23 protein-coding genes are annotated in these 25,876 nt (G+C 70.2%); 15 read left to right on the top strand and 8 right to left on the bottom strand.

Features of this window, described 5'->3' with window-relative positions; genetic code table 11:
- The first annotated feature begins 34 nt into the window (after positions 1-34).
- The 3 genes from J7E25_RS13960 to J7E25_RS13950 all read left to right on the top strand — a co-directional run bounded on the left by J7E25_RS13960 (position 35) and on the right by J7E25_RS13950 (position 5,874).
- Positions 35-2,521, top strand: a complete 2,487-nt coding sequence (locus tag J7E25_RS13960; protein ID WP_214870758.1) for a beta-glucosidase — start codon at positions 35-37, stop codon at positions 2,519-2,521.
- Complete coding sequence (locus tag J7E25_RS13955) at positions 2,518-4,029, top strand: glycoside hydrolase family 43 protein (protein WP_214870757.1); 1,512 nt, start codon at positions 2,518-2,520, stop codon at positions 4,027-4,029. The genes J7E25_RS13960 and J7E25_RS13955 overlap by 4 nt, the downstream gene beginning before the upstream one ends.
- Before the next feature lie 72 nt (positions 4,030-4,101).
- The gene (locus J7E25_RS13950; RefSeq protein WP_214870756.1) at positions 4,102-5,874 is read left to right on the top strand and encodes a DUF5605 domain-containing protein; all 1,773 of its coding nucleotides are present in this window, start codon (positions 4,102-4,104) and stop codon (positions 5,872-5,874) included.
- Between the two features lie 19 nt (positions 5,875-5,893).
- On the opposite strand, the gene J7E25_RS13945 is transcribed toward J7E25_RS13950, so the two are convergent.
- A complete protein-coding gene (locus J7E25_RS13945) occupies positions 5,894-7,300 on the bottom strand; it encodes an HNH endonuclease signature motif containing protein (protein WP_214870755.1) in 1,407 nt (468 codons plus the stop codon).
- A gap of 206 nt (positions 7,301-7,506) precedes the next feature.
- Positions 7,507-8,139, bottom strand: a complete 633-nt coding sequence (locus tag J7E25_RS13940) for a glyoxalase (RefSeq protein WP_214870754.1) — start codon at positions 8,137-8,139, stop codon at positions 7,507-7,509.
- A 172-nt stretch (positions 8,140-8,311) separates the two neighbouring features.
- Between J7E25_RS13940 and J7E25_RS13935 the strand changes: the two genes are divergently transcribed.
- Entirely contained in the window at positions 8,312-8,659 is a 348-nt protein-coding gene (locus tag J7E25_RS13935; RefSeq protein ID WP_214870753.1) for a hypothetical protein, read from the top strand.
- A 298-nt stretch (positions 8,660-8,957) separates the two neighbouring features.
- On the opposite strand, the gene J7E25_RS13930 is transcribed toward J7E25_RS13935, so the two are convergent.
- Genes J7E25_RS13930 through J7E25_RS13920 form a run of 3 tightly spaced genes read right to left on the bottom strand, consistent with a single transcriptional unit; the run spans position 8,958 to position 11,826 of the window.
- Complete coding sequence (locus J7E25_RS13930; protein ID WP_214870752.1) at positions 8,958-9,425, bottom strand: GtrA family protein; 468 nt, start codon at positions 9,423-9,425, stop codon at positions 8,958-8,960.
- Positions 9,418-10,233: a polyprenol monophosphomannose synthase gene (locus tag J7E25_RS13925; RefSeq protein WP_214870751.1), complete on the bottom strand. Its 816-nt coding sequence runs from the start codon at positions 10,231-10,233 to the stop codon at positions 9,418-9,420. The genes J7E25_RS13930 and J7E25_RS13925 overlap by 8 nt, the downstream gene beginning before the upstream one ends.
- A 3-nt stretch (positions 10,234-10,236) precedes the next feature.
- Positions 10,237-11,826: a glycosyltransferase family 39 protein gene (locus J7E25_RS13920; protein ID WP_214870750.1), complete on the bottom strand. Its 1,590-nt coding sequence runs from the start codon at positions 11,824-11,826 to the stop codon at positions 10,237-10,239.
- Between the two features lie 148 nt (positions 11,827-11,974).
- On the opposite strand from J7E25_RS13920, the gene J7E25_RS13915 reads away from it, so the two are divergent.
- Together J7E25_RS13915 and J7E25_RS13910 are read left to right on the top strand one after the other, a co-directional pair.
- Positions 11,975-12,649 carry a response regulator transcription factor gene (locus J7E25_RS13915; RefSeq protein ID WP_308164575.1) on the top strand — a complete coding sequence of 225 codons (675 nt, stop codon included), beginning with the start codon at positions 11,975-11,977 and terminating at the stop codon, positions 12,647-12,649.
- Positions 12,646-14,058 carry a HAMP domain-containing sensor histidine kinase gene (locus J7E25_RS13910; protein WP_214870749.1) on the top strand — a complete coding sequence of 471 codons (1,413 nt, stop codon included), beginning with the start codon at positions 12,646-12,648 and terminating at the stop codon, positions 14,056-14,058. The genes J7E25_RS13915 and J7E25_RS13910 overlap by 4 nt, the downstream gene beginning before the upstream one ends.
- A 122-nt stretch (positions 14,059-14,180) precedes the next feature.
- Here J7E25_RS13910 and J7E25_RS13905 read toward each other — a convergent pair whose 3' ends face one another.
- Positions 14,181-14,633, bottom strand: coding sequence for a hypothetical protein (locus tag J7E25_RS13905; protein WP_214870748.1), 453 nt, complete (start codon positions 14,631-14,633; stop codon positions 14,181-14,183).
- 267 nt (positions 14,634-14,900) lie between these two features.
- Between J7E25_RS13905 and J7E25_RS13900 the strand changes: the two genes are divergently transcribed.
- The 8 genes from J7E25_RS13900 to J7E25_RS13865 all read left to right on the top strand — a co-directional run bounded on the left by J7E25_RS13900 (position 14,901) and on the right by J7E25_RS13865 (position 22,095).
- A complete protein-coding gene (locus J7E25_RS13900) occupies positions 14,901-15,425 on the top strand; it encodes a hypothetical protein (protein ID WP_214870747.1) in 525 nt (174 codons plus the stop codon).
- Positions 15,426-15,619: 194 nt separating this feature from the next.
- Positions 15,620-17,251: a helix-turn-helix transcriptional regulator gene (locus J7E25_RS13895; RefSeq protein ID WP_214870746.1), complete on the top strand. Its 1,632-nt coding sequence runs from the start codon at positions 15,620-15,622 to the stop codon at positions 17,249-17,251.
- A 254-nt stretch (positions 17,252-17,505) separates the two neighbouring features.
- On the top strand, positions 17,506-17,655 hold the full coding sequence (locus J7E25_RS13890; RefSeq protein ID WP_214870745.1) for a hypothetical protein: 150 nt from the start codon (positions 17,506-17,508) through the stop codon (positions 17,653-17,655).
- An 86-nt stretch (positions 17,656-17,741) separates the two neighbouring features.
- Positions 17,742-18,107 (top strand): hypothetical protein, encoded by a 366-nt coding sequence (locus tag J7E25_RS13885; protein ID WP_214870744.1) that lies wholly within the window; start codon positions 17,742-17,744, stop codon positions 18,105-18,107.
- Between the two features lie 142 nt (positions 18,108-18,249).
- Entirely contained in the window at positions 18,250-18,585 is a 336-nt protein-coding gene (locus J7E25_RS13880; protein WP_214870743.1) for a hypothetical protein, read from the top strand.
- Between the two features lie 57 nt (positions 18,586-18,642).
- Positions 18,643-20,334 carry a LuxR C-terminal-related transcriptional regulator gene (locus J7E25_RS13875; protein WP_308164573.1) on the top strand — a complete coding sequence of 564 codons (1,692 nt, stop codon included), beginning with the start codon at positions 18,643-18,645 and terminating at the stop codon, positions 20,332-20,334.
- Positions 20,335-20,431: 97 nt separating this feature from the next.
- Positions 20,432-21,577 (top strand): NAD(P)/FAD-dependent oxidoreductase, encoded by a 1,146-nt coding sequence (locus J7E25_RS13870; protein WP_214870742.1) that lies wholly within the window; start codon positions 20,432-20,434, stop codon positions 21,575-21,577.
- An 8-nt stretch (positions 21,578-21,585) separates the two neighbouring features.
- On the top strand, positions 21,586-22,095 hold the full coding sequence (locus tag J7E25_RS13865) for an isoprenylcysteine carboxylmethyltransferase family protein (protein WP_251006806.1): 510 nt from the start codon (positions 21,586-21,588) through the stop codon (positions 22,093-22,095).
- Here J7E25_RS13865 and J7E25_RS13860 read toward each other — a convergent pair.
- Both J7E25_RS13860 and J7E25_RS13855 read right to left on the bottom strand, forming a co-directional pair.
- Positions 22,085-23,458: an alpha-hydroxy acid oxidase gene (locus J7E25_RS13860; RefSeq protein ID WP_214870740.1), complete on the bottom strand. Its 1,374-nt coding sequence runs from the start codon at positions 23,456-23,458 to the stop codon at positions 22,085-22,087. The two genes, J7E25_RS13865 and J7E25_RS13860, sit on opposite strands and share 11 nt — an antisense overlap.
- Before the next feature lie 29 nt (positions 23,459-23,487).
- Positions 23,488-24,222 carry a FadR/GntR family transcriptional regulator gene (locus J7E25_RS13855; protein ID WP_214870739.1) on the bottom strand — a complete coding sequence of 245 codons (735 nt, stop codon included), beginning with the start codon at positions 24,220-24,222 and terminating at the stop codon, positions 23,488-23,490.
- A gap of 133 nt (positions 24,223-24,355) precedes the next feature.
- On the opposite strand from J7E25_RS13855, the gene J7E25_RS18375 reads away from it, so the two are divergent.
- The gene (locus tag J7E25_RS18375; protein WP_214870738.1) at positions 24,356-25,837 is read left to right on the top strand and encodes a LamG domain-containing protein; all 1,482 of its coding nucleotides are present in this window, start codon (positions 24,356-24,358) and stop codon (positions 25,835-25,837) included.
- Positions 25,838-25,876 lie beyond the last annotated feature (39 nt).

Genomic DNA, 25,876 nt, shown 5'->3' with positions numbered 1-25,876 from the left:
CGATCCCCACCCCACTGAACGAAGGAACCACCGTATGACCGCGTCAACCGACCACTTGCGACCACTGCTCGAGCGCCTCTCGCTCGAGGACAAGGTCGCGCTCGTGCAGGGCGCGGACTTCTGGACGACCGTGCCGCTGCCGCACATCGGCTTGCGCGCCATGACGCTCTCCGACGGTCCGGCCGGTGTGCGCGGACCGGCGTGGGACGAGCGCGATCCGTCGCTCAACCTCCCGTCGGGCACCGCGCTCGCGGCCTCGTGGGACACGGGGCTCGCCCACCGCTACGGTGCCGCCGCGGCATCCGAGGCCCGTCGCAAGGGTGTCGACGTCGTGCTCGGCCCGACCATCAACCTGCACCGCTCGCCGCTCGGCGGCCGCCACTTCGAGTGCTTCAGCGAGGACCCGTGGCTCTCGGGCGAGCTCGGCGCCTCGTACGTCGAGGGCCTGCAGGAGAACGGCGTCGCCGCGACGCCGAAGCACTACGTCGCGAACGACTCCGAGACCGAGCGCTTCACGGCCGACGTGCTCGTCGACGAGCGCGCCTTGCGCGAGCTCTACCTCCTGCCGTTCGAGCGCGCGGTCGAGGCCGGCGCGTGGGCGGTCATGAGCGCGTACAACTCGGTCGACGGCGTCACGATGACCGAGAACGACCTGCTCGAGACGCCGCTCAACTCGGAGTGGGGCTTCGACGGTATCGTCGTCTCGGACTGGACCGCGGTGCGGAGCCTCCAGGCAGTGCCCGCCGCGCAGGACCTCGCGATGCCCGGCCCGGCCCCGGCGTGGGCCGACCTCGCCGACGCGGTGCGCGACGGACGCCTCGACGAGGCCGACCTCGATCGCAAGGTGCTGCGGCTCCTCCTCCTCGCCGAGCGCGTCGGCGCGCTCGAGGGCTCGGTCTCCGTCACGCCGCCCGCCGTCGACGGCCGTGCGTTCGCGCGCGAGGCCGCCGTCGAGGGCGCGGTGCTCGTGAGGAACGAGGGGGAGCTGCCGTGGCATCCGTCGTCGCTCGCCAGGGTCGCCGTGATCGGGCACAACGCCCGCGAGGCGCGCACCCAGGGCGGCGGCAGCGCGACGGTGCTGCCCGAGCACACCGTCACCCCGATCGACGGCATTCGCGCCGCCCTGCCGCACGCCGACGTGACGTACTCGCTCGGCGCGGTCGTGCAGGAGGGCGTCGCCGAGATCCCGCTCGACCGCATCAGGAACCCCCGCACCGGCGAGCCCGGGCTCGTCGTCTCGTTCCGCGCGGCCGACGGCGCCGAGCTCTTCAGCGAGCACCGCCGGTCGACGGCGCTCGTGTGGTTCGGGGGCGATGCGCCCATCGCGGCGTCGTCGACGGTCGAGCTCCACACGACGTTCACCCCCACGGAGTCGGGCGAGATCCTCCTCGGCTTCGCGACCGCGAAGCACGGCCGGGTCTACGTCGACGGTGTGCTCCTCGTCGACGAGCAGCCGGAGATCGTCGGCACCGACCTCGGTGCCGCGTTCCTCTCACCGCCATCGGCGACCGGTGCGATCACGGTCGAGGCGGGAGTGCCGCTCGACGTGCGCGCCGAGTTCGACCTCGGCTCCGCAGACGGCCCGCTCGCCGGCGCGCTGAGCGTCACCTTCGGCATCGCGCCCGACGACGCCGACCCCGACGCCCTGATCGCCGAGGCCGTCGAGGCGGCGCGCAACGCCGATGTGGCCGTCGTCGTGGTCGGCACGAACTCGAAGGTCGAGTCCGAGGGGTACGACCGCAAGAACCTCGATCTCCCAGGCAGGCAGGACGAGCTCGTGCGCGCCGTCGCCGCGGCCAACCCGCGCACGGTCGTCGTGGTCAACGCGGGTTCGCCCGTGCTGCTGCCGTGGCGCGACGACGTCGCAGCTGTGCTCCTCGGCTGGTTCGGTGGGCAGGAGTTCGGGCAGGCCATCGCTGATGTGCTGTTCGGTGCGGCAGAGCCGGGCGGGCGCCTCACGACCTCGTGGCCCGCCTCGTTCGACGACGTGCCCGTGCTCGACGTGACCCCGAAGGACGACCGCCTCGAGTACTCCGAGGGCATCCACATCGGCTACCGTGCGTGGCTGCGCTCGGGCCGCACGCCCGCCTATCCCTTCGGGTTCGGGCTCGGCTACACGACGTGGTCGTTCGATGCGATCGAGATCACGGATGCCGCGGGCGGCGGCACCCAGGCATCCGGCGACGCTGATTCATCCGACGCCGCATTCGGCGACGCCCTCGTGCACGTGACCGTCACGAACACGGGCGACCGCGCCGGCAAACACGTCGTGCAGGTCTACGCCGAGCGCGAGGACTCCGCCGTCGACCGGCCCGTGCGCTGGCTCGTCGGCTTCGCGGTCGTGCGCGCCGGGGCGGGTGAGACCGTCGTCGCCTCCGTGCCGGTGGCCGCACGCCGCCTTGCGCACTGGGACGGCGGCTGGCAGCTCGAGCCGGGCGCCTACACGCTCAGCGTGGGCGCCTCGGTCGACGACCTGCCGCTCACCGCGACGTACTCGACGGCGGAGGTGTTCGCAGCATGACCACCTACCCGAACCCGCTCATCTCGGGGTTCAACCCCGACCCGAGCGTCGTGCGCGTCGGCGACGACTACTACATCGCCACGTCGACGTTCGAGTACCTGCCGGGCATCCCGATCTACCGCTCACGCGACTTCGTGACGTGGGAGCGCATCGGCCACGTCGCCACGCGCCCGGGCCAGCTCGGCGTCGACGAGGTGCCCACGGCGGGCGGCGCCTGGGCGCCCACGATCCGTCACCGCGATGGCGTGTTCCACCTCGTCATCACCGACGCGATGGGCCGCGGCATGCTGCACTTCACCGCGACGGATGCCGCAGGCCCGTGGAGCGACGGCGACCTCATCCTCAAGGCCGACGGCTCTGCGAGCGTCGACGGCATCGACCCCGACCTCGCCTGGGACGACGACGGCACGGCGTACATCACGTACTCGGGCCTGATCCTCGCCGGCGAGGGCATCGGATCGCACCACGGCATCCAGCAGGTGCGCGTCGACCTCGACGGCCACCTCGCGCTCGAGGAACCGCGGTCGATGTGGTCGGGCTCGGGCCTCATGTTCCCCGAGGCCCCGCACCTCTATCGGCACGACGGCCGCTGGTACCTCATGATCGCCGAGGGCGGCACCGAACGCGGCCACGGCATCAGCATCGCGCGCGGCGATTCGCCCGCCGGGCCCTTCGAGGGTGCACCGTCGAACCCGCTCGTCTCGGCCAGGTCGACCGACCGGCCGATCCAGAACACCGGCCACGGCGACCTCGTCGTCGGCCCCGACGGTGAGTGGCTCGTCGTGCTCCTCGGCGTGCGGCCGCGCAGCATGACGCGGGCGTTCTCGGCGCTCGGTCGGGAGACCTTCGTCACCCGCTTGCGGTGGCGCGACGACGGCTGGCCCGAGATCGACCCGGTCGAGCTCGCGCCGCGGCCCGGCAGCGCAGCGCGCGACGACTTCGACGACACCGAGTTCGCGTCGGACTGGGTCGCGGTGCGCCGCCTGCCGGGCGAAGTCGGCTCGCTCAACGAGCGACCCGGCTCGCTCGTGCTGCACGCAGACGGCTCGACGCTCGACGATGCGCGGCCGGTGTTCGTCGGCCGCCGGCAGGAGCACCTCCGCTCCACCTCGCGGGCACTCCTCGACGTCTCAGCCGGGATCGGCGGCCTCTCCGTGCGCTACGACGAGCGGTTCCACGTCGGCATCGAGGCAGGCGATGGTCGGCTTCGCGCCCATGCGCAGCTCGGCGGCCTCTGGCAGGAATGGGCAGAGCCCTTCGACGGCGCCGAGGTGGAGCTCCTGCTCCGCACCCGGCGGCCGAACAACGACGGCGGGTTCCCTCGAACGTCCGACGTGATCGAGCTCGGCGCCGTCATCGGCGGCGAGGAGCGCGTGCTCGCCGAGATCGACGGCCGCTTCCTCTCCTCCGAGGTCACCGAGTCGTTCACCGGACGCGTCACGGGCCTGTCGGCGAGGCGCGGTACCGTGGCGGTCGACTGGTTCGCCTACGAGGGTGATGACGAGTGACGGATGCCACTGCCGACCACGACGGCCACGACACCCGCCGCGCCCTCGCGGAACTCGACTGAGAGGCATCCGATGTTCGATCGTTCCTCCACCTTCGGCGACGCACTCGACGACGCGGGCGCCCGCGCCGTGCTCGAGACGTTCCTGCCCGGCGTGGCCGCCTCGCCCATGGCGGGGCAGTTCCGCGACGCCCGCCTCGGCCAGCTCGTCGCGATCTCGCCGGCCCTTCGCGAGGATGCCGCGGAGCAGGAGCGGTTCTGGGCGTCGCTCGCTGACGTCGCGGGCGTCGCCATGGGCGGCACCGCGCAGCGGGAGTACGCACCCGCGATCGAGCCCGAGCCCGCCTACGAGGGCGACGAGGTGCCGAGCGCATCCGCGGCCGTCACCGTGCCGACCGACGCGGTGCCGCGCTGGGGCGTGGTCGAGCTGCGCTTCGACGGGCCGTCGCACGGGAACCCGTTCGTCGACGTCGAGCTCGGCGCGATCGTGACGAACGGCGAGCGCTCGTTCGAGATCGGCGGGTTCTACGACGGCGACGGCGTGTACCTGATCCGGTTCCTCGCCGAGGCCGAGGGGGAGTGGCGGTTCGCGACGGCGTCGACGGCCAGGTCACTCGACGGCATCTCGGGCGCCGTGCAGGTGGGGCCCGCGGCATCCGGAACCCACGGCCCGGTGCGGGCCGATGGCCTGCACTTCGCCCACGCCGACGGCACCCGGTACCGGCCCGTCGGCACGACGGCGTACGCGTGGACGCACCAGCCCGACGAGGTGCAGCAGCGCACGCTCGCGGCGCTCGCCGACACGTCGTTCAACAAGCTGCGCATGTGCCTGTTCCCGAAGTCGTACCTCTACAACGCGAACGAGCCCGAGCGGTTCCCGTTCCCCGGATCGCTCGCCGACGGGTTCGACCTCGAGCGGTTCGACGTCGAGTACTTCCGGGCGCTCGAGCGGCGCATCGCCGACCTCGCCGCGCTCGGCATCGAGGCGGACCTCATCCTGTTCCACGCCTACGACCGATGGGGGTTCGCCGACCTCGGGCCCGCCGTCGACGAGCGGCTCATGCGGTACGTGGTGCGCCGGCTCGCGGCATCCGCCAACGTGTGGTGGGCGCTCGCCAACGAATACGACCTCGTCTGGGCGAAGACCACCGACGACTGGGAGCGGATCGCCGCCGTCATCGGCGAGGAGGACCCGCACCAACACCTCCGCTCGATCCACAACTGCCACGCGTTCTACGACCAGTCGCGGCCGTGGATCACGCACGTGAGCGCCCAGCGCGTCGACGTGTACCGCACCGCCGAGAACACCGACGAGTGGCGCAAGCGCTGGGGCAAGCCCGTCGTCATCGACGAGCTCGGTTACGAGGGCGACATCGACCAGGGCTGGGGCAACCTCACCGGCGAGGAACTCGTGCGGCGCGCGTGGGAGGGCGCGGTGCGCGGCGGGTACGTCGGCCACGGCGAGACCTACCTGAACGAGCGCGAGGAGCTCTGGTGGTCGAAGGGCGGCGAGCTCACGGGGTCGAGCCCGTCGCGACTCGGGTTCCTCGACCGCATCATCGGCCAGGCGCCCGGGGGCGTGCTCGATCCGCTGCCCTCCGATTGGGACGTGCCGTGGGGCGGCGTCGCGGGCGACGAGCTCATCGCGTACTTCGGCTTCAACCGGCCGAGCTTCCGCAACCTCGTGCTGCCCGAGGGCGACTTCGAGCTCGACGTGATCGACACCTGGAACATGACGGTCGAGCGGATGCCGGGAGTGCATCGCGGCGCCATACGTGTCGAGCTGCCGGCGCGGCAGTTCATGGCGGTGCGTCTTCGGCGGGTCGGGCCGCACGCGGTCGAGTAGGCCACGGCGATCACCTCGCTCACGCCGCACGGTCGGGTTCTCTTCGCTCGCGTTGGTCGGCGAGTCGGGTGGGTGATTTGGTGATGGGGCGCCACCCGCCGCCGGGATCGAGCCACGCTGGCGGGCGGATGTGCGGCACGCCATGGTGCATCCGGATGCCCCAGCCCGACGTGTCGATGGTGCGGTGATGGAACCAGCACAGGAGCACCCCATTGTCGGGGTGGGTGGGGCCGCCGTGGGCGTCGGGGATGACGTGATGGATTTCGCACCATGCGGCCGGGACGGAGCATCCGGGGATGAGGCATCCGCCGTCGCGGAGTGTGATCGCCCGGCGCTGGTGCGGGGTGAAGCACCGCTCGGGCGAGCCGAGGGTGATGATGCGGCCGTCGTCGTCGAAGACGACCTTCTGGGTGCCGCCGGTGCACATCATGTGCCGGGCCGCTCGGAGCGAGATCGGCACCTCGACGCCGTCGGCGTGCGCGACGCCGCGCCCGGTTTCGAGGTCGGAAGCCCTGACGCTGACCAGCACCGTGGGTGCGGCACCGCCGATCGAGGGGTGCTCCCCGGAGCGGGCGGCGGTGTCGATGACGGCGGCGAGCACGTCGTGGCGTTGCTGGTCGGCGGTGCGGGTCTCACCGTTCCGGGCGATGTCGGCGCGTTCCTGGTCGGTCATGAACCCCCCGCCGGAGCGCGGCGACAGATGTGCGTCGAAGAGCCGCGTGAGCTTCGCCGCGACCTCGGGCATGAGGTCGCCTGCGACCGGGATGAGTCCGTCGCGTGCCCGCCCCAACCGGAACCCGCGGCGCCGCATCGCCCGCTCATCGTCGGGTTCGGGGCCGTCTTGGTCGAGGAAGATCGACCACGCCTGCGCCTGCACCCGCAACTCATCCGCGGTGCACCGCACCGGGGCGCCGTCACCACGCCCGGTCGCCTCGGTCACGAGCGCCTGCTCGGCCGCCGCGAACGACGCCGGATCGGCCACGGGCCGGGTGCGGTCGAGCTCGCGGATGATCGTGCCCGCGGCATCCGCCCCCAGCTCACCCCCGGCCAGCGCCGCCGCGACGAGCGGGTACGGCGGCTCGAGCGGCTCGCCGGTGAACCCGACTCCCGCCCGGGTGGCCGAGCCGAGCGCGACCCGCCGCCGCGCTTCGACGCCCGACACCTGCGTGACGCGTTCGACGAGCTCGGCGGCGGAGCGGCATCCATGCCGGGTCGACAACCGCTGATCGCCGAGCTCGACCCGGGACCGCTCGGCGACCTCGCCCGCGTAGGCCGCGCGATGCGCGTCGACCACCCGGCCCACCGCCTCGAGTGCACCCATCGTGGCGAGCAGCTCGTCGTCGGAGCACCCGCCTGCGGCGTCGAACGCGAGCACACCGGCGAGCGCCGAGCGGAGCTGCTCGAGCGCGTCGCGGGTGGTGGTCATGCATCCATTCTTGCGGCACCCACCGACATTCGAAGCAGCCAGAAATGCCTGATCAGCCTGTGAATAACTGCACCCTTTCCTGCCCTGTGGAGGACAAGTCGGTCTGACACCCCGACCGGCTCCGGATGCTCCGGACGCCTCGGGTGCCTCGCGCGTCGCCGTGCGGTTCATGGCGATGCGGGCGCGGCAGGTGCGCGCGGACTGATTCAGACGGATGTCGCCTCCCACGCGAATCCGTCGGGATCGGTGAACGCCCCCGCAGTGCTGCCGATCGAGAGCCGATGCGATCCCGTGCCGTCGAGCGCGACGCCGGCGTCCTCCGCGAGGGTGGGGCGACGGGAGAGCGCGAGCTTCACGGGACTCCACGGACTGGCGAAGAACTCGACAGAGATGCCTCCGACGCTCTTCGCCACGGCGAGGCCTCGGCCGACATAGAACTGCGTGCTCGCGGCCACGTCCTCGGCCCCCAGCAGGAGCACGATCTGGTCGATCTGCCGGGTAGCTGGACCGCTGTCCTCCTTCGCCGCGGTCGCGATCTTCCAGACTGTCCCGTCGGGAGCCTGGACGACGCCGCCGTAGCCGAACATCGACTTCGCGGCCGGCTTCAGCGTCGCGGCGCCGGCGTCGACCGCGGCGTCGATCAGGCCGCTGACGGTGGATGGCTGCGACACCATGAGCGACAGCATGAACCCGCGGAAGCCCGTCGTCGGGGCATCCGCGGCTCGAATGCGCACCTGATGGTCGAATCCGAAGGCGTCGGAGTAGAAGGCGCCGGCGGCGATGGGATCGGGCACGTCGAGGGTGACGGATCGGATGGAGGTCCTGAGGAGGAGTGTCATGGCAGTGACGTTATGCCGCGGCCTCCGCGGCCGCTTCTCCGAACGTGATCTATGTGTTCTGACGAATGGCAACCCCGTTGACGCTCGGCGGCGCCGCGGGTAGACCCGACAACGTGCGTGGATTCCGTTTGCCCCCGAGGCGCACAGGCCCACCGGGAGGGAAAGAGCCGAGATGACCGTGAAGCTCAACCAGACCGCACTGCGGCACGCGAGGTCGCTCGTTCGCGACGGCAAGGTGGTGCGCGACGAGCGCGACGACTGGAGCGAGCACGCCCCGAGCACCGACGTCGAGAACGCCTTCATCGAGAAGCACGGCTGGACCGAGTACGGCAAGTGGCACCTCGGCGTCGACGACGACGAGGAACGCGACACGAAGGGCCGCTACAGCTTCCCCTACGGCGACTTCCGCAAGGTGCATCGCTGCGGGGTGATCTCGCTCGAGAGCCGCGCCGGCCAGTACGACCACGACGACATCCGCGACGAGTCGAAGAAGCTGCTGGAGCTCATCGACGAGGACTGAACGGATGCCACCAGGCTGGCGTGACGAACGCGGTGTTCCGTTCGCAGTCGGGCCGGATCGTCGCGGATCGGGTCGCTGACGGAGCCACGGCAGGCGTATGAGAACGGGCTGTCCGCGTAGAAGACCTCGCTTCCGAACGAGCAGCGGCGTCCCCCGCGGGCCAGCAGATAGCGGCCGCTCGGGCGGGCTGGCGCCGGCCATTCTGACGTTCCGAGCAGGACAGAGCGCCAGTCGGACCCGGCAAGAGCGCCATCTGGAGCGTGGGCGGCGGGTGGTCGACCGCCGGACGCGGGCGGGCTCACTCGATGGCGACCGCGATGGCCGCGCCCAGCGGCCTTCGTTCCGCGAAGACCCAGCGTCGGTACGCGACGAAGCGCACGGCGGAGCCGAGCAGCAGCCCGACCATGTTCGCCGAGACGTTGTCGGCGAGGGCGGAGGTGAGGTGCAGGGCATAGTGGGAGAATCCGAGGCACGCCAGCGCGACGAGGCTGCCGAGGAGGCTCGCGACGAGGAACTCGACCGCCTCGCGCGCGGTGTCGGAGCGACGGCCCTCGGCGCGGAACGTCCAGGTGCGGTTCCCGACCCAGTTCACGGCGATGGCCGCGACGACGGAGATCGCCTTGGCATACATCGGCCATCCGTGGACGCCGATCGGGTCCGCGGCGCGCAGTGCCGTGAAGAGGCCGGCGTCGACCACGAATCCGACGCCTCCCACGACGCTGAAGCGCGCGAGTTGCACCAGGAGCGGCCTGACTCGTTCAGGCATGGGCGACCTCCACGGCGGGCACGACGGGCACGGCCGGCTCGGCGGGCACGGCCGGGGCAGCCACTGCCTTCGCCGACGCGACGGGAAGGCGCCCGCCGTGCAGCAGCCGAAACAGTCCCCAGCCGGTCACGCGGGCGAACGCCTCCACGATGATCGCCGCCGACATCTTCGAGCGGCCGTGCGCACGATCGTCGAAGGTGATGGGCACCTCGGCGATGCGGCATCCGGTGGCGTTCGCGCGAAGGAGCAGCTCGATCTGGAACCCGTATCCGCGACTGCGTGCGGTCGCCGGGTCGACAGCCCGCAGGGCGTGCGCGCGGAACGCCCGGTATCCGCCCGTCACGTCGCGTTGGTGGAGCCCGAGCGCGAATCCCGCGTAGGCGCTGCCGCCGCGGGAGAGCAGCCGCCGGCTGAGCGGCCAGTCACCGACGCCGCCGCCGTCGACCCAGCGCGACCCCACGGCGAGGTCGTTGTCGGCGAGCGAGGCAAGCAGCCGGGGGAGGTCCTCGGGGCGATGCGACCCGTCGGCGTCGGACTGCACCACGATGTCGAAGCCGTCGGCGATCGCCCGGGCGAAGCCGGCGGCATACGCCGCGCCGAGTCCCTCCTTGCCCGCCCGGTGCAGCACGTGCACGAGGGGATCCGCCGCCGCGATGCGCTCGGCGAGCTCACCGGTGCCATCCGGCGAGGCATCGTCCACGACGAGCACCGCGACGTCGGGGGCTACCGTCCGCAGACGCGCCAACACACCCGGCAGCGACTCGGCTTCGTTGTACGTCGGCATGACGACCACGACGTGTTCCGGCATGGCTCACTCCTTCTCGAGTCGGTAGACCACGGATCGGTGGATCAGCTGGCTGTCGGCGACCTCGTACCCGGATGCCTCGAGCGCGGCGACATCGGCCGGCTCACCGTGGCCGACGAGCTCCACGGCCCAGACCGTCGATTCGTCGAGGGTCGGCGCGACGTCGGAGACGGGGACCGTGCGGTCCCAGATACCGGCGCGCTGGACATACGGGGTGCGGAGCGCCACATCCTGCAGCCCGGCGAAATCGCTGGGATAGAGGTGCATCGCCAGCCGCGGACGACGCGACGGCTTGGTGTCGGCGTCGAAGACGATCGCCTCGCCCGGCCGGGCATGCGTGCCGAGGTACTCGGCGACGCCGCGGAGGTCGCTGCCCCCGTCCTTCGCCCACTCGGTGCGCTGGGCGAGGTAGACCGGCGCCACGAGGACCGCGGCCGCGACACCCACGACGACCGGCACGATCCCGTCGGCCGCCCCCGACCCGAATGGCCCGCGTCGGAGAAGCCGCACCCCCGATGACGAGGTCGCGCGGATCCCGAGCGCCACGAGCATCGCGACCGCCGGCACGCAGAAGGAGAGGTATCTGGGGCTGTAGGTCGGCGACACGGTCGCATCGAGGAGGAGCAGCGCGGCGGTCGGAAGGATGAGCCACGCGAGGGTCGGCGCCAACCCCGCGAGGGTCGTCGTGGCGCCGCCCTCGCGGAAGCTGCGCCGCAGCCCGACGACGACCGCGACGATCCCGGCGATGACGAGCAGCCACCCGGCGATCGCTACGGGTGCCGATCCGAACCATTGCCCCACGAGCACCCGGTCCGGCGTGGCGTAGTCGCGGTCGGCGAGGAACCTGAGCTGGCGCCGCTCGGCGTAGGCCGCGACCAGGATCGGCGCCGAGCCCACCGCCGCGATTCCGGTGGCGACCGCCCATCGTTGCCAAGTGCTCCGCGGCGCGCGAGCGGCGGCGAGCGCTACCGCGTGTACCGGCACGAGCAGCAGGAGATAGAGGAAGAGCGTCGCGGATGCTGCGACCGCGACGCCGTACGCCGACCACCACCAGAGCGAGGTCGACCTGCGGCGCACGAGTTCGACGAAAGCCACGGTGATCCACACCGCGAGCGCCGATCCGAGCGCATATGACCGCGCCTCGGTCGCCATAGAGGTGGTGCGCGGAAGCACGGCGCACACGACGCCGGCGAGCACGGCGACCCGCGGGTCGAACCAGCGCGCGGCGAGCACCACCGTGCCGGCCGCGAGGAACCCCACCGCGATGGCGCTCGGCGCTCGCGTCGACCACTCGGTCGCCCCGAAGACGTTGATCCACACGTGGAGGAATGCGTAGTAAGCCCCGTGCACCGCGTCGATGCGGCCGAGTTCCGCCGCGAGGCTCGTCCAGGGTCGCTCGGCCGACATCACGCTCGCCGCCTCGTCGCCCCAATACGAGGGCACGCCCGCACCGAGGTATCCGAGCACCGTGGCGGCCACCCCGATGCCGACCGAGCGGGTGACCAGCGGATGCCGCCGCAACCCCCGAACCGCCGTGCTCGACGCGGCGGTCACGCGCATGTCGGGCAGGCGATTCACAATCGGAACGCTGGTCATGCCGCAATGCTGACTCGGGGCGATCCGGTGGCGCTGTGAACCAGGAGGATCGCCCGTGAGAGTCTTCTCAGGAAGCACGGGCTCCGGCTCCCGGTGCGCGCTGAGGTCGTGGTCGTATGATCGGCGCACGCACCCGAGAGGAGCGCCTGTGGCCGCACGAATCCTCGTGGTCGACGACGAGGCCGAGATGGCCGCGCTGATCGTGCGCGGCCTGGGCGACGAGGGCTACGCGGTCGCCTCGGTGGGCGATGGCGTTGCCGCACTCGAGGCCATGGTGAGCCCGCCCGATGTCGCGGTGGTCGACGTCGGACTTCCCGGAATGAGCGGGTTCGAGCTCTGCCGCCGGCTGCGTGAGCGCGCTCCTGGGATGGGCATCCTGCTCCTGACGGCACGCGACGCGGTGGACGACCGGGTCCGCGGCCTCGATGCGGGTGCCGACGACTACCTCACCAAGCCGTTCGTCTTCGCCGAGCTCGCGGCGCGCATCCGGGCGCTTCGCCGACGCGAGGCGATGGGCGTGCCGCAGCTCGAGGTCGGCGACCTCCGGCTCGACCTCGCACGCCACCGGATCGCGTCGAGCGGCGGCGAGCTCGCCCTCAGCCGCACGGAGTTCGACCTGCTGCACCTCCTCGCGACACGATGCGATCGCGTCGTGTCCCGCCCCGAGATCCTCGAGTCCGTGTGGGACTCGGCCGCACACATCGACCGGAACGTGGTCGACCAGTACGTCAGCTACGTGCGACGCAAGCTCGCCGCCGTCGGATCGGATGCCGCGATCACCACGATCCGCGGGATCGGCTACCGGTTCTCGGCGGAGTCATGATGCTGCGGCGCCTGAAGATCCGCACCCGCATCACCGCCGGGAGCGTGCTGATCGCGCTGGCATTGTCGGCGATCGGAGGGTTCGTCATCTACGACCAGGTGCGCCGGATCGTGCAGCACGGCGAATCGTCGGTGCTGCACGCGATCGAGGCGCCATACGTCACGGAGATCGCCGGCGACCCGCCCGTCCGCGTCGACGCGCCGGGCCCCGGGCAACTGGCGGCGGTCGTCGACCCGCGCGGGGTGGTGGTGGTCGACAGCCTGCCATCGGCGCTCAGCGCGCTGGTCGAGGAACTGATCGCGGGCGACGGCGATCTGCACACGATCCGAGCGGGTGGGGCGGACTACCTCGTCCGCACGACGGCGGTGAACGGCGTCGATGGGGCCTGGCATGTCATCGCCGCCCGCGCCGCCGCGTCGCAGGCATCTGTGCTCGACCAAATCGCCGCGCTGCTCGTCGTGGTGGTCGTGCTGATCAACCTCGGGTTCGGCGCGGCGTCGTGGATCATCACCAGCGTCGCGCTGGCCCCGGTCGCTCGACTTCGTCGAAGTGCCCACGGACTCGCGGACCGGTCCGGCGACGAGCTGCTCCCGGTCGGACGGGCCGACGACGAGATCGCCGCGCTCGCGCGCGATCTCAATGCGCTCATCGAACGCCTTCGTGTGGCGCTCGAACACGAGCGTCAAATGATCTCGAATGCCTCGCACGAGCTGCGCACGCCGCTTGCGATCCTTCAGGCGCAACTCGACCTCGCGCTCACGGGGGAGCCATCGGCCGAGCGGCTCGTCGATGACCTGGCCGCGGCACGTCGCACGCTCGCACGACTCTCCGGGCTCGCCACGTCCCTGCTCGAGCTCTCCCGGCTGGACGCCCAGGTCACCCCGAGCAGCGCGACGTGGGACGAGCTCGGGGCGGAGCTCGCCGACGCGGTCGAGCGGTGCCGCCGGCGGTTCGGCGACGCATCCGTGAGCATCGACTACGACCTGCCGGCGTCGGGTGGGGCTGGACGCGTCGTGCACCTGTCGGTCGCAGACTTCGGCCGCGTCTGCGAGAACCTCGTGGCCAACGCCGTCGCCGCCGCCGGCGATCGTCCCGTGCACGTCGAACTCGAATGGTCGCTCGCCGCCGACCAGGCGACGCTCCTCGTCGGCGACGACGCGGGCGGGATGAATCCCGAGTTCGTGCCGAGCGCGTTCGAGCGATTCACCCGCGGCACCGGCGCGCCCGAGGGCGGGTCGGGGCTCGGACTCGCGATCGTCTCCAGCATCGCGGCGGTCGCGGGCGGCACCGTCGAACTGCAGAACGACCCGGGCGCGGGGCTCACGGTCATCGTGCGCGTGCCGACCACGGTCACCGCGGGCCGGTCGTCTGCGCGCACGCCCGCCGAGGAGACGACGCTCGCCGAGTAGCACGCCGCATGTGACCAGGGCGGTTGTCGCTGCAACTCCACGCATACAGCCAGACGTGCGTACCATTTTCGGCCTCACGTAGGGCCAAGGCATTTACAGCTTCCCCTACGGCGGACTCATGGTCACTCTGCGGCGTGAACGCACGTAAGGTCGCCCCGTTCGACCCGCACCGCGCCGGTCTCCGGATCGACAATGAAGATCGTCCGCGCCATGATGCGGCTGCCGGCTTCGTCGGTCAGGACGTCGACGGCCCTGAACACGAAGGCTCCCTCGGTCTCCACGAGCGTGGTCGTACCGCCGCCCTCGAACCCAGAGCTGGTGGTGACCGACGATACGCCGTGCTCGATGAAGCGATCACCGTGATCATGTTGGAAGAAGGTCAGCTCGATGGTGACCGTGTGGGTCTCACCGGTGCACGGGTTGAGGTCGGGGAACGTGATCGTGAAGTCATCGAGCGTCGGAGGGTCGGCCGCTGCCGGAGAAGCAAGCATCATCACCATGAGGGCGGAGGCGCCGAGTGCGCCCACGGTTCCCTTGAGCCATCCGACACCATGCGTTGTGCTTCGTCTTGTCATCGCTCCGTCTCCTTTGACAGGCAGCAGCGACGCGGCTGGTCGATGGCGTCGGCCTCGGCCCGATGTCTGCTCTCGCTGATGCCGCAGTCCCGTCCGCTGCCAGGCCCAGTATGGCGCTGATACACGTCCGGCGTCCATGCCAAATTGAGGAAACCTCGTCTAATTCCGGACCTCGATCGGCGTGTAGTCGACCGGGCGTCGGTCGTCAAGCGCTGTGCACCCGCTTGGGCCGGTGGAAGACTGGCGTGGCATCGGAACGGAGGGGCCATGACGAGACCGAAGACCGACACCGAGCGCGCCGACCGGCGCGCCGCAAGCGAGGCGGTGGACGAGGCGAAGCGTGCCGCCAAAGAGACGCGGAAGCTCGCGAAGACCCTCTCGCGCGATGCCGGCGCGAGCCTCGCCGCGATCGAGACGTCGGCACGCGCCGAGCTCCGCGAGGCGAAGAGCGAGATCGACGCTCGGCCGCGGCGCGCCGAACGCACCGCCAGGAAGGTCGCGGCGCGCCTCGAGGACGCGTCGATGCGGATGACCCCGTACGCGGAGCGTGCGCTCGCCGAGGCCGACGCGAAGCGGCGCGCCAAGACGATCAAGCGGCATCGCGCACAAGCGAAGCAGGTGCAGAAGATGGCGAAGTTCGTGGCGCTGCACGCGATCGTGGCATCCGTCGTCACCCCCACCGAGGAGGAGCAGCGCAAGGCCGACGAGAAACGGCGGCGCAGGCCGTCGGGCGCAGAGATGGATGCCCGGGGTGTGCTCCCGGTCTCGCGGAAACGGGCGAAATCGCGCTAGGGCGCCGAGAGCTGTCGCGCATCAGGCGTCCGATCGGGGGCGGCGCGCGGCGAGCGCGAACCGGAGTCCACTGGGCCTGCACGCATCGTCAGCCCTTGCCGGGGCGCATCGCTCAGGGGTACCGTGACGAATATCCGACGGGCGCCCGGCGCGCTGCCCGGGGGCGCTGGGCGCCCACCGCCGAAAGGCACGCCATGGCCTCGTCCGTCGTTCTCGATCGTGGTCGCTCGGCCTTCGCCGAGCACCGGTGGACTGACGCGTTCACCGCATTGAGCGAGGCCGACGGCGATGGTGCGCTCGAGGGAGCCGACCTCGAGCGGCTCTCCACCACAGCGCTCCTGCTCGGTCGCGAGGAGCTCGGCGTGGAATTCGCGACGAGGGCGCATGAGGCGTTCCTCGAGGTGGGCGACCAGGAGGGGGCGGCTCGGTCCGCCGCGTGGATCGGCATGTACCTCATGGGCCACGGCGACATGGCGCAGAGCGGCGGCTGGCTCGCTCGAGCGAATCGCATAGCGGAGAGCGGCGGCGGCTCGGAGTCAGTGGAGGCCCTCCTGCGGATCCCCGCCGGACTCGGAGCGCTGTACAGCGGAGACCCGGAGGGTGCTGCCCTCGCGTTCGCCGAGGCGTTCACGATCGGCGATCGACTCCACGATCGCGATGCCATGGCCTTGGCGCACCTCGGGCTGGGTCAGGCCTGGATCATGCTCGGCCACACCGACGACGGCCTGCGGCTCCTCGATGAGGTGATGGTCTCCATCACCGCAGGCGAAGTCTCGCCCGTGACATCCGGCATCGTGTACTGCTCGGTCATCGGAAGCTGCCACCTCGCATTCGACGTGCGCCGAGCCCAGGAATGGACGATCGCGCTCGACCGCTGGTGCGGGGCGCGGCCCGACATGGTGATGTACAGCGGCCAGTGCCAGGCGTTCCGTGCCGAGCTGTACCGCCTGCACGGCGCATGGGCCGATGCGCTCGAATCGGCACGAGTGGCCGTCGAGCGGGTTCGGCGCGGAGACTCGCACGGTGCATGGCGGGCCTGGTACCAGCAGGCTGAGGTGCACCGCTTGCGGGGCGAGATCGACGCAGCGGAGAAGGCGTATGTGCGCGCCGCGGAGTCGGGCTACCCGCCACAGCCGGGATTGGCGCTCCTCCGACTCGCGCAGGGCAACGTGCGGATCGCGCGATCCCAGATCCGTCAGGTGAGCCAGGAGGCCGATCCGCCGACCCGCCGCCAGTTGCTCCCCGCCGTCGTCGAGATCGAACTCGCCGCGGGCGATGTCGAGGTGGCTCGACGGGCGGCAGACGAGTTGAGTGAGGGAATGCCCCGCGACGCGAAGCCGCTCTTGCGGGCCGTCGCCGCACTCTGCGACGGCGCGGTGCGACTCGAGGAGGGCAATCCGCGTGGAGCGCTGAGCTCGCTGCGCACCGCATGGGCATGCTGGCAAGAGCTCGAGGCGCCCTTCGAGGCGGCACGGTGTCGGGTGCTCACGGCGCGCGCCTGGCGAGCGCTCGGCGATGAGGCATCCGCTTCGATGGAATTGGATGCCGCGAGGGCGACGTTCCTCGAACTCGGGGCTGCCCCCGACGTGGCCGCGGTCGACGCGCTGTCGCGACGTGGGTCGTCGGCCGCGTCCGGACCGCTCACGCCTCGCGAGGTCGAAGTGCTGCGGCTCGTGGCGGCCGGGAAGACCAACCGGGCCATCGCCGGTGAGCTCTACCTCAGCGAGAAGACCGTGGACCGGCACCTCAGCAACATCTTCTCGAAGCTCGGGATCTCGTCGCGCACCGCGGCGACGGCCTACGCCTACGAGCACTCGCTCGTCTAGGTCAATACATCTGCCCAAGACGAGCAATCCTCGCCACCAGGCGGCTGCGCCGGACATGTCCGGCGACGATGATCTGAATGCTCCGTGTGAAGCTCCCGAGAATCCGCCGATGAGAGCGTGACCACAATTTTCGGACATTTGGTCAGCGCCGGTTGACACAGCCCTGACGTCTCACGTAAAACGAGAACTTGACAACGTTGTCAGCTCTCGGGGGATGGGCAGACCATTACATCGAATCCCCAAGGAGAGCCATCATGCTCACACGCCACTGCCCACGCATCCGCAGCCCCCGATATGGGCCGCTTTCCGTGCCCGAGATCGCCGACCAGGTCGGCACCAGCGTCGATGCGGTGGCTGCCGCGACCTACCTCGCCCGCAGAACCCTGCAAACGGTCCTGCGGTAGTCGGGATGACCGATTTGCGTACGTTCCTTCGTCGCGTCATCCGTTGGGCCGGCGGGCCTCTCTAGTAGTAGGCGGTTCATCCGCTGTTGAAACATGATTCTGAAGTGAGAGCGGGTATTTCCATGGTGGTGTCAGACCGTGACGTTGCCGTCATTGCGAACGCCCAACGGCACGTGCCGTTGCGAGACGACATGATCGAGCATTTCCGGGCGCTCGGAGTGCAACCGGCGGAGTTGTACGGTGCGGTGCAGTATCTCGCGACCCTCGTGACCTGCGACCCGCGCGTGCGAAGCGCACCTGGTGGTCTTGCACAGGTTGAGCGCGAGCAGGTCCTCGACTCGGTTCTGGTTCGCCTCCGCACGAGCGTCCCGCTGATCGCCGCGGAACTGCTCCGCGACCCGAGCCTGATCACGCAAGGCCATTCCCAGGATTTCGAAGCAGTGCCGTCATAACGGTCGGCAAGTGCAGGTCGAAGCGGCATCCGCCCGGACAGAGCTCTCCGGGGCTCCGCCGATGAATGTCCTCCGAATGGGCATGCGGATATGGGTGATTTCCCCGATGTTGCGATGCGGCGACGTTCGTAGCGTTGGGGTCATGGATCTCGCCGTGCTCGCCGGCATCCTGTCAACCGGCCTCTTCGCCATGAGCTACCTGCCCATGCTGGTGAAGGCCGCGCGCACGAAGGACCTGTCGTCGTACAGCATCGGCAACCTCGCGATCACGAACCTGGGCAACGTCGTGCACTCGGTGTACGTCTTCAGCCTCCCGCTCGGGCCGATCTGGTTCCTGCACAGCTTCTACCTCGTGGCCTCCGCCCTCATGCTCATGTGGTTCCTCCGGTACCGCAGGGCGCGGGAGCGCGGGCGCGAGCCGATCGCGGCTCAACCCGAGCCGCAGGTCCGGCTCGTCAGCTCGTCGACGATGGTGTGACTCTGGCTCGTCGAGCGTCTGTCGCCGACCTTGCCGTCAATGACAGCCGGCGGTACCGTGAGCGATATCACGGCCGCCTGGTGCTCGCAGGGCGCGGGCGCGCTCGTCGCGGGAGGCGTCATGACTTCCTCTGCCGCTCTCGAACGCGGACTCGATGCCTTCGCCGAGCAGCGCTGGAGGGATGCGTTCGATGCATTGGCGGAGGCCGACGCGGAGGCCGGGCTCGAGGCGGACGACCTCGGTCGGCTCGCGACTGCTGCGTTCCTGATCGGCAGCGCGACCGGTATCCCCACCGCGACGCGGGCGCATGAGGCGTTCCTCGAGGCAGGCGATGCCGAGGCCGCGGCCCGGGCCGCCGTGTGGATCGGCATGCATCTCATGGATCGGGGCGAGCATGCCCCGGCCGGCGGTTGGTTCGCCCGCGCAGGGCGCGTCGTCCAATCGAACGGTGCCGCCGAGTCGGTCGGCGGGCTGCTGCTCATCCCACAGGCCCTCGGTGCGCTCTACGGGGGCGATCCGTCCGGCGCGATGCGTACGTTCGCCGAAGCGCTCACGATGGGCGAGCGCTTCGACGATCAAGACACGATCGCGTTGGCCCGGCTCGGGCTGGCGGAGGTCAAGATCGGTCAGGGCGACGTCGAGGAGGGGTTCGCCCTGTTCGACGAGGTGATGGTCGCGGTCACGGCTGGGGAGATCTCGCCGCTGCCCTCGGGCATCGCCTACTGCGAGGTGATCGGTCTCTGTCGACTCGCCTACGACTATCGTCGGGCCCGGGAGTGGACCATCGCACTCGACCATTGGTGCGCCGACCAGCCCGACATGGTCGCGTTCAGCGGTCAATGCCAAGCGTATCGCGCTGAGCTCTACCTCCTGCATGGCGCTTGGCGGGAGGCTTTGACGGCGGCGCGTGCGGGTCTGGTACGGGCTCGCCGTGGGGACCGGGACGCGTTCTATGGGGTGTGGTACGCGCAGGGTGAGGTGCAACGCCTTCGAGGGGACTTCGACGCTGCGGATGAAGCGTATCGCCGCGCGGGCGAGACGGGATTCGCACCCGAACCGGGCCTTGCCCTCCTGCGACTGGCGCAGGGCAGGCCCAGGATCGCGCAAACCCTCCTTCGTGAAGCCGCAGCACAGGCCGACCTCGTAACTCGACGACGGATGCTGCCTGCGCTGATCGAGATCGAACTCGCCATGCACGACGTCGCCGCGGCTCGCCGAGCGGCCGACGAACTGATCGGCATGACTCCGACCGCCGCGATGCCGATGCTACAGGCCGTCGTTGCAACCTGCGACGGTGCAGTACTGCTCGAGGAGGGCGCAGCCGACCGGGCGCTCGAGAGACTGCGTGGCGCGTGGGTGCTCTGGCATGAGCTCGACGCTCCATATGAGGCGGCGAGGTGCCGCGTCCACATCGCTCGTGCCCTGCGAGTGCTCCGAAACGAGGATGCCGCATCGATGGAGCTCGAAGCAGCGCGGGCCACGTTCGCAGAGCTCGGCGCGGCGCCGGAGCTCGCTCGGCTCGACGCCCTTGCGCGCGCGAACGCGAATGCGGCGTTCGGTCCATTGACGCCACGCGAGATAGAGGTGGTGCGCTTGGTCGCCGCGGGCAAGACGAACCGAATGATCGCGCGAGAGCTATACCTCAGCGAGAAGACCGTTGCACACCACCTCGGCAACGTGTTCACCAAGCTCGGGCTCGCATCCCGAGCGGCGGCGACGGCGTACGCGTATGAGCACGCGCTGGTCTAGCCGCGAATGGGTCATTCTTCCGATACGGATGCCCCGTCGTGCCGCCTACCGTCACGGGTATGAAGCTCGTCCATACCCGTGGTCAAGGAGGCCCGAAATGATGGTCAATGGCACCGAGATCGTCGACACCGTCGTCATCGGCGGCGGTCAGGCTGGTCTCGCGCTGGGCCGCGAACTGGCGCGACAGGGTCGCGAATTCGTCATCCTCGATGCTAGGCGTCGGGTGGGCGACGCGTGGCGGCTCCGCTGGGATTCGCTCCAGCTGTTCACGCCCGCCAAGTTCGATGGCCTCCCGGGGATGCCGTTCCCCGGCGATCCGCTCGCGTTTCCCGGCAAGGACGACGTCGCGTCCTACCTCGAGGACTACGCGTCGAGGTTCGACCTGCCGGTGCGCACCGGAGTGCGCGTTGACCGGGTGCGGCGCGAGAATGAGCGCTTCGTGACATCCGCCGCCGAACGCCGATGGGAATCGCGGAACGTCGTCGTCGCCACCGGCGGATGCCAGGCGCCGACGGTGCCGGGTTTCGCCGATCAGCTCGCCGACCACATCGTGCAGCTGCACTCGAACGACTATCGGAACCCGTCCCAGCTGCCCCCGGGCCCGGTGCTCGTCGTCGGCATGGGCAACTCGGGTGCCGAGATCGCCCGGGACATCGCTCCCACCCACCCCACGTCGATCGCGGGAACGCCGAGCGGTGAACTGCCCGTGCGACTGAACCGTGCGACCGCGCGCTTCGTCCTCCCGGTGATCCGGTTCGTGGGCACCCACGTGCTGACCCGGGGGAATCCGCTCGGTCGTGCCGCCGCTGCGGCCTTCCGTGGTGCCCCGCTCATCCGCACCAAGGTCGCGGACCTCGTGGACGCCGGTGTTCAACGCGTTCCGCGCGTCACCGGAGCGCGTGCCGGCCAGCCGGTCCTCGCCGACGGCACCACCCGTGAGGTGTCGAGCGTGATCTGGTGCACGGGTTACCGGAATGACTTCGGCTGGATCGACCTGCCGGCGTTCGACGAACATGGCGAACCCCGCCATCGCCGCGGCGTGGTGGATTCCGTTCCGGGCCTGTACTTCCTCGGTCTCGAGTTCCTCTACGCGTTCACGTCAGCGACGATCCCCGGCGTGGGTCGCGACGCCCGTTACCTCGCTCGGCGGATGCGTCCGGCTTCGCCGGCCACACAGCCCGCGAGCGTCGGGCGGGCGGTCCGCGGCGGCCGCTCGGCGCACGTGGAAGAGCGGGTGCGATGATCCGGAGGATGATTCGGCGCGCTGTCGCGCTCTATGAGAATCTCCCGCTGCCGGCGGGATCGGTCGTCGGGGTCGTCGCGATCGTCGTGCTCGACCGTGTGCGCCCGACGCCGCTCCCCGGTCCGCGAGGCCTCCAACGAGCGGCGGGTGCCGCCGCGCTCGCCGCGGGGTGCGCGTTGAACGTGTGGGCGCTGCGCGAACGACGACGTCGGACGACCGGCGAGTTCCAGCTGGAGCAACCGCAATCGCTCGTGACGACCGGGCCGTACGCGCTGAGCCGGCACCCGATGTACGTCGGATGGTGGCTCATCCACCTCGGCGTCGGGGTCGTCCGCGGCTCCGCCTGGATGGTGGCGACCCTGCCTGTTGCGGTGCTCGTGGAGCATCTCGGCGTGCTCGCGGAAGAGCGCGGCCTCGGCCGCGAGTTCGGCGACGAGTTCGCCGATTACCGCGAGCGCGTGCCGCGGTACCTCGCGTGGTCGTGGCGCCGGATGTCGGCGGCCCGACCTACTTCGTGACGGAGTTCCGCGACGCGGGCTTCGCCGAGGCCGGCTTCGTCGCGGCGGACTTCGTCGCCGAGGCCGTACGCGGCGTGCGCACCGTCTTCGGCTTCGACGCGGAGGCCGCTTCTGCGGCATCCGTCACCGGCCTCGCAATCGGCACGAGCCGCGCGAGCTGGGTCACGTGCTGCGGCCCGAGTTCGTCGAGCGTCGCCACCTCGAGCAGCGTCATCGTGCGCACGATCTCGCTGCGGAGGATCTCGATCGTCTTGTCGACGCCGCGGCGCCCGCCCGCCATGAGGCCGTACAGGTAGGCGCGGCCGATGAGGGTGAACCGGGCACCGAGGGCGATCGAGGCGACGATGTCGGCGCCCGACATGATGCCCGTGTCGAGGTGCACCTCGAGGTCGGTGCCGACCTCGCGCACGACGTGCGGCAGCAGGTGGAAGGGGATCGGCGCCCGGTCGAGCTGGCGCCCGCCGTGGTTCGAGAGCACGATGCCGTCGACGCCGCGGTCGGCGAGGAGCTTCGCATCGTCGACGGTCTGCACGCCCTTGACCACGATCTTGCCGGGCCAGATCTCGCGGATGATGTCGAGGTCGTCGAACGAGATGGTCGGGTCCATCGCGGAGTTGAGCAGGTCGGCGACGGTGCCGCCGGTCGACGAGAGCGAGGCGAACTCGAGCTTCGGGGTCGTGAGGAAGTTGATCCACCACGCGGGGCGGGGGAGCGTGTTCAGCACCGTGGCAGGCGTGAGCTGCGGCGGGATCGAGAAGCCGTTGCGCTTGTCGCGCAAGCGGGCGCCGGCCACCGGGGTGTCGACCGTGAAGAAGAGGGTGTCGAAGCCCGCCGCGGCCGCTCGGCGCGCGAGCTCGTAGGAGATCTCGCGCTCGCGCATGACGTAGAGCTGGAACCAGTTGCGCCCATCGGGGTTCGCGGCCTTCACGTCTTCGATCGACGTCGTGCCGAGGGTCGAGAGGGTGAACGGGATGCCGGCAGCACCCGCAGCACCGGCGCCCGCGACCTCGCCCTCGGTCTGCATCATGCGGGTGAAGCCCGTCGGCGCGATGCCGAACGGGAGCGCGCTCGGCCCGCCGAGCACCTCGCGGCTCGTGTCGACGATCGGTACGTTGCGCAGGATCGACGGGTGGAACTCGATATCCTGGAACGCCTGCCGCGCGCGAGCGAGCGAGAGCTCACCCTCGGCGGCGCCCTCGGTGTAGTCGAACGGCGCCTTGGGCGTGCGGCGCTTCGCGATCGTGCGCAGGTCGGCGATCGTGAGCGCCCGCTCGAGCCGTCGGTCGGTCGGATTGAGGGTCGCCTTCTTGAACTGCATGAGCTCTGTGAGCTCGCGGGGATTCGGGAACTGGCGCTTCACCATGGTGTCGTTGCTCTCTGTCGTCTGGACGGTTAGGTCGCGGGGGTTCGGGCGGGATCGATGAAGGTCTCGGCGTAGTAGCCCGAGATGTGGTCGTGGATGCGGGTGCGGGCGGCTGCGGCATCCGCTGCCCTGATCGCCTCGACGATGCCGCGGTGCTCGGTTCGAAGGCGAGCGGATGTCGCATGCCAATCGGTGAGCGCGGCGAGCCCTTGGAGTGCGTAGCCCTCGATGCCGCTGCGCAGGCCGGCCATCGTCGCGGTGATCACCTGGTTGCCGGATGCCTCGGCGAGCGCGAGGTGGAAGGCGGCATCGAGCGCGAGGAACTCCTGGGGCGTGAGCGTGGGGGAGTCCATGGCGTCGAGCAGCCGGTCGGCCGCGGCGAGGTCGGGTGCCGGCGTCGCGTCGGCGAGATCGCCCGCGACCGAGGACTCGAGGATGAGTCGGGTGCGCACGATGTCGGCGACCGGGAAGCCCCTCGCGGCGACCTGCAGGCGCATGAGCGAGCTCATGGCTCCGCCGGGGGTGGCGATGATGATGGCGCCGGCGTTGGGCCCCGAGCCGGCGTGGGTGCGGATGAGCCCGAGCACCTCGAGCACGCGGATCGCCTCGCGCACGCTCGAGCGGCCGACGCCGAGTTCGGTGGAGAGGGCGCGCTCGCCGGGGAGCCGATGGCCCGGGCGCAGCCGGCCCTCGAGGAGCTGCGACTCGATGTGCTCGAGCACGCTCTGCCAGGCGCGGGGAGCGTCGGATGCGTCAGCTGCCATGCTGCTCGTCCTCTCGCCGCCCCGGTGTGGTCAGACCACAGTAGCAGATGTGGTCAGACCACAGCAGATCGGAAGACGCGTTCCGCCCTCGCCAACGCCGAAATGCGTTCCGCGCTCGACACCTACGCTTTCCGTGGAGTTCAACCGGGTGCCGAACAAGCCGTCAAGCCTGCAGGTGACGAATCCAGTTCAACCGGCCTGTTCGACCAGTCAACAACAGATCAACTCGAAGACGCCGACGCTCTCGGCGATCGTGAGCGACCCTGATGGGACGCTCGTTGCCCCGCATTTCCAGGTGTACACCAAGTCCGGCACCACGGAAACCGAGGTGTGGAACAGCACCACCCTGGCCGCGCAGGCGTCAGGCACCCGCGCCCAGGCGACGGTCGCTCCGGGCAAGCTTGTTGAGAACACGGGGTACTCCTCGTACTTCTGGCGGGCGACGTCGGTGGACACCGGCGGGCGCTGGTCGGGGTGGTCGGTGTCATGCGAGTTCAAAGTGGACATCACCCCGCCGGGGAAACCGACCGTAACGGCGGTGGGATCCGGTGCGGGGATCGAAGCGGTCTATGAACCGGACGTCGAGCGCGGCGGCGTTGGCCTCCTGGGCAAGTTCACGTTGAAGAGTCCGAACGATTACGACGTCAAGTTCGTCGAGTACTGGTTCACGGGAGAGACCCCGACGTTGGCATCGGTCACCCCGGGTTCATCCCTCGAGATCCCGCATGATCCGAAGGGTTCGGGGCCGATGACCCTCCACGCGAAGGCGCGCGACGGGGCCGGCAACTGGTCTGCCCCGTTCGACTACACATTCGATGTCGCGTCCCCGGTCGAGGACGTGATCTGGAAACTCGACGAGAACAATGGTTCGAGTGCGGCGGATTCGGGTCCGAAGGATGCGGGCCCGCTGGGTGTCACGGGTGCCGGGTGGGTTGCGGGCCCGCACCAGTTGTTCGGGTCGCGTGATGATGACTGGGCGCTGAGCTTCGACGGTGTGAACGATGCCGCGATCAGCGGAGGGCCGGTGTTGGACACGTCGAAGTCGTTCACCGTGTCCGCCCATGTGCTCCTGAACAAGTCGACGAGGGGTCAAGGGGACTACACGGCGCTGTCGCAGGACGGGCTGACCCAGTCGGCGTTCCGGCTGGGGTACCGGTCGAACTGTGGGAACGGGACGGACTGCTGGTCGTTCGGCATGCCCGACACCAGCGCCGGCACGAGTGTCACGGCTGCCACCTCGAGCGCGGAGGTGACCGATGGCCAATGGGTGCACCTGGTTGGTGAGCATGACGCGACCGCGAAGACGGTGCGACTGTGGGTTTGCGAAGTCGGCACCCCAGACCAGTCAGCGACGGGTGAGCCGATCGGTAGCGCACCGATAGCGCGTGGCGGTGCGGCGTGGCAATCGCCCGGCGCCTTCGCGGTGGGTCGCGGTCAAACCGCCGGGGCCGGCGCAACCTGGTGGCCAGGTCAGATCGACAACGTGCGGTTGTTCTCGGGTCAGATCACCGACGCCGCGAAGCTGCGCCGGCTGTGCAAAGGCGCAGAGATTGAGGACTTCGGAGAAGGTGTCGCCGCGTTCAACGCAATCGATCCGACGGTGAGCGAGCAGTGATGCCGATCAAGGGTGCCAAAGGGCTCCGCAGGAGTGGAT

Source organism: Agromyces sp. ISL-38 (assembly GCF_018613935.1).
Classification (GTDB): domain Bacteria; phylum Actinomycetota; class Actinomycetes; order Actinomycetales; family Microbacteriaceae; genus Agromyces.
The sequence above is the reverse complement of the archived record's forward strand: the minus strand, read 5'-3'. Positions and strand labels throughout refer to the sequence as shown.

Coding starts and splice junctions, on each gene's coding strand:
- J7E25_RS13940 (WP_214870754.1), bottom strand. CDS start 8,139: ATGACACTCCTCCTCAGGACCTCCATCCGATCCGTCACCCTCGACGTG.
- J7E25_RS13895 (WP_214870746.1), top strand. CDS start 15,620: ATGGCCTCGTCCGTCGTTCTCGATCGTGGTCGCTCGGCCTTCGCCGAG.
- J7E25_RS13890 (WP_214870745.1), top strand. CDS start 17,506: ATGCTCACACGCCACTGCCCACGCATCCGCAGCCCCCGATATGGGCCG.
- J7E25_RS13870 (WP_214870742.1), top strand. CDS start 20,432: ATGATGGTCAATGGCACCGAGATCGTCGACACCGTCGTCATCGGCGGC.
- J7E25_RS13945 (WP_214870755.1), bottom strand. CDS start 7,300: ATGACCACCACCCGCGACGCGCTCGAGCAGCTCCGCTCGGCGCTCGCC.
- J7E25_RS13910 (WP_214870749.1), top strand. CDS start 12,646: ATGATGCTGCGGCGCCTGAAGATCCGCACCCGCATCACCGCCGGGAGC.
- J7E25_RS13930 (WP_214870752.1), bottom strand. CDS start 9,425: ATGCCTGAACGAGTCAGGCCGCTCCTGGTGCAACTCGCGCGCTTCAGC.
- J7E25_RS13950 (WP_214870756.1), top strand. CDS start 4,102: ATGTTCGATCGTTCCTCCACCTTCGGCGACGCACTCGACGACGCGGGC.
- J7E25_RS13860 (WP_214870740.1), bottom strand. CDS start 23,458: ATGGTGAAGCGCCAGTTCCCGAATCCCCGCGAGCTCACAGAGCTCATG.
- J7E25_RS13955 (WP_214870757.1), top strand. CDS start 2,518: ATGACCACCTACCCGAACCCGCTCATCTCGGGGTTCAACCCCGACCCG.
- J7E25_RS13925 (WP_214870751.1), bottom strand. CDS start 10,233: ATGCCGGAACACGTCGTGGTCGTCATGCCGACGTACAACGAAGCCGAG.
- J7E25_RS13935 (WP_214870753.1), top strand. CDS start 8,312: ATGACCGTGAAGCTCAACCAGACCGCACTGCGGCACGCGAGGTCGCTC.
- J7E25_RS13855 (WP_214870739.1), bottom strand. CDS start 24,222: ATGGCAGCTGACGCATCCGACGCTCCCCGCGCCTGGCAGAGCGTGCTC.
- J7E25_RS13900 (WP_214870747.1), top strand. CDS start 14,901: ATGACGAGACCGAAGACCGACACCGAGCGCGCCGACCGGCGCGCCGCA.
- J7E25_RS13960 (WP_214870758.1), top strand. CDS start 35: ATGACCGCGTCAACCGACCACTTGCGACCACTGCTCGAGCGCCTCTCG.
- J7E25_RS13920 (WP_214870750.1), bottom strand. CDS start 11,826: ATGACCAGCGTTCCGATTGTGAATCGCCTGCCCGACATGCGCGTGACC.
- J7E25_RS13880 (WP_214870743.1), top strand. CDS start 18,250: ATGGATCTCGCCGTGCTCGCCGGCATCCTGTCAACCGGCCTCTTCGCC.
- J7E25_RS13905 (WP_214870748.1), bottom strand. CDS start 14,633: ATGACAAGACGAAGCACAACGCATGGTGTCGGATGGCTCAAGGGAACC.
- J7E25_RS13865 (WP_251006806.1), top strand. CDS start 21,586: ATGATTCGGCGCGCTGTCGCGCTCTATGAGAATCTCCCGCTGCCGGCG.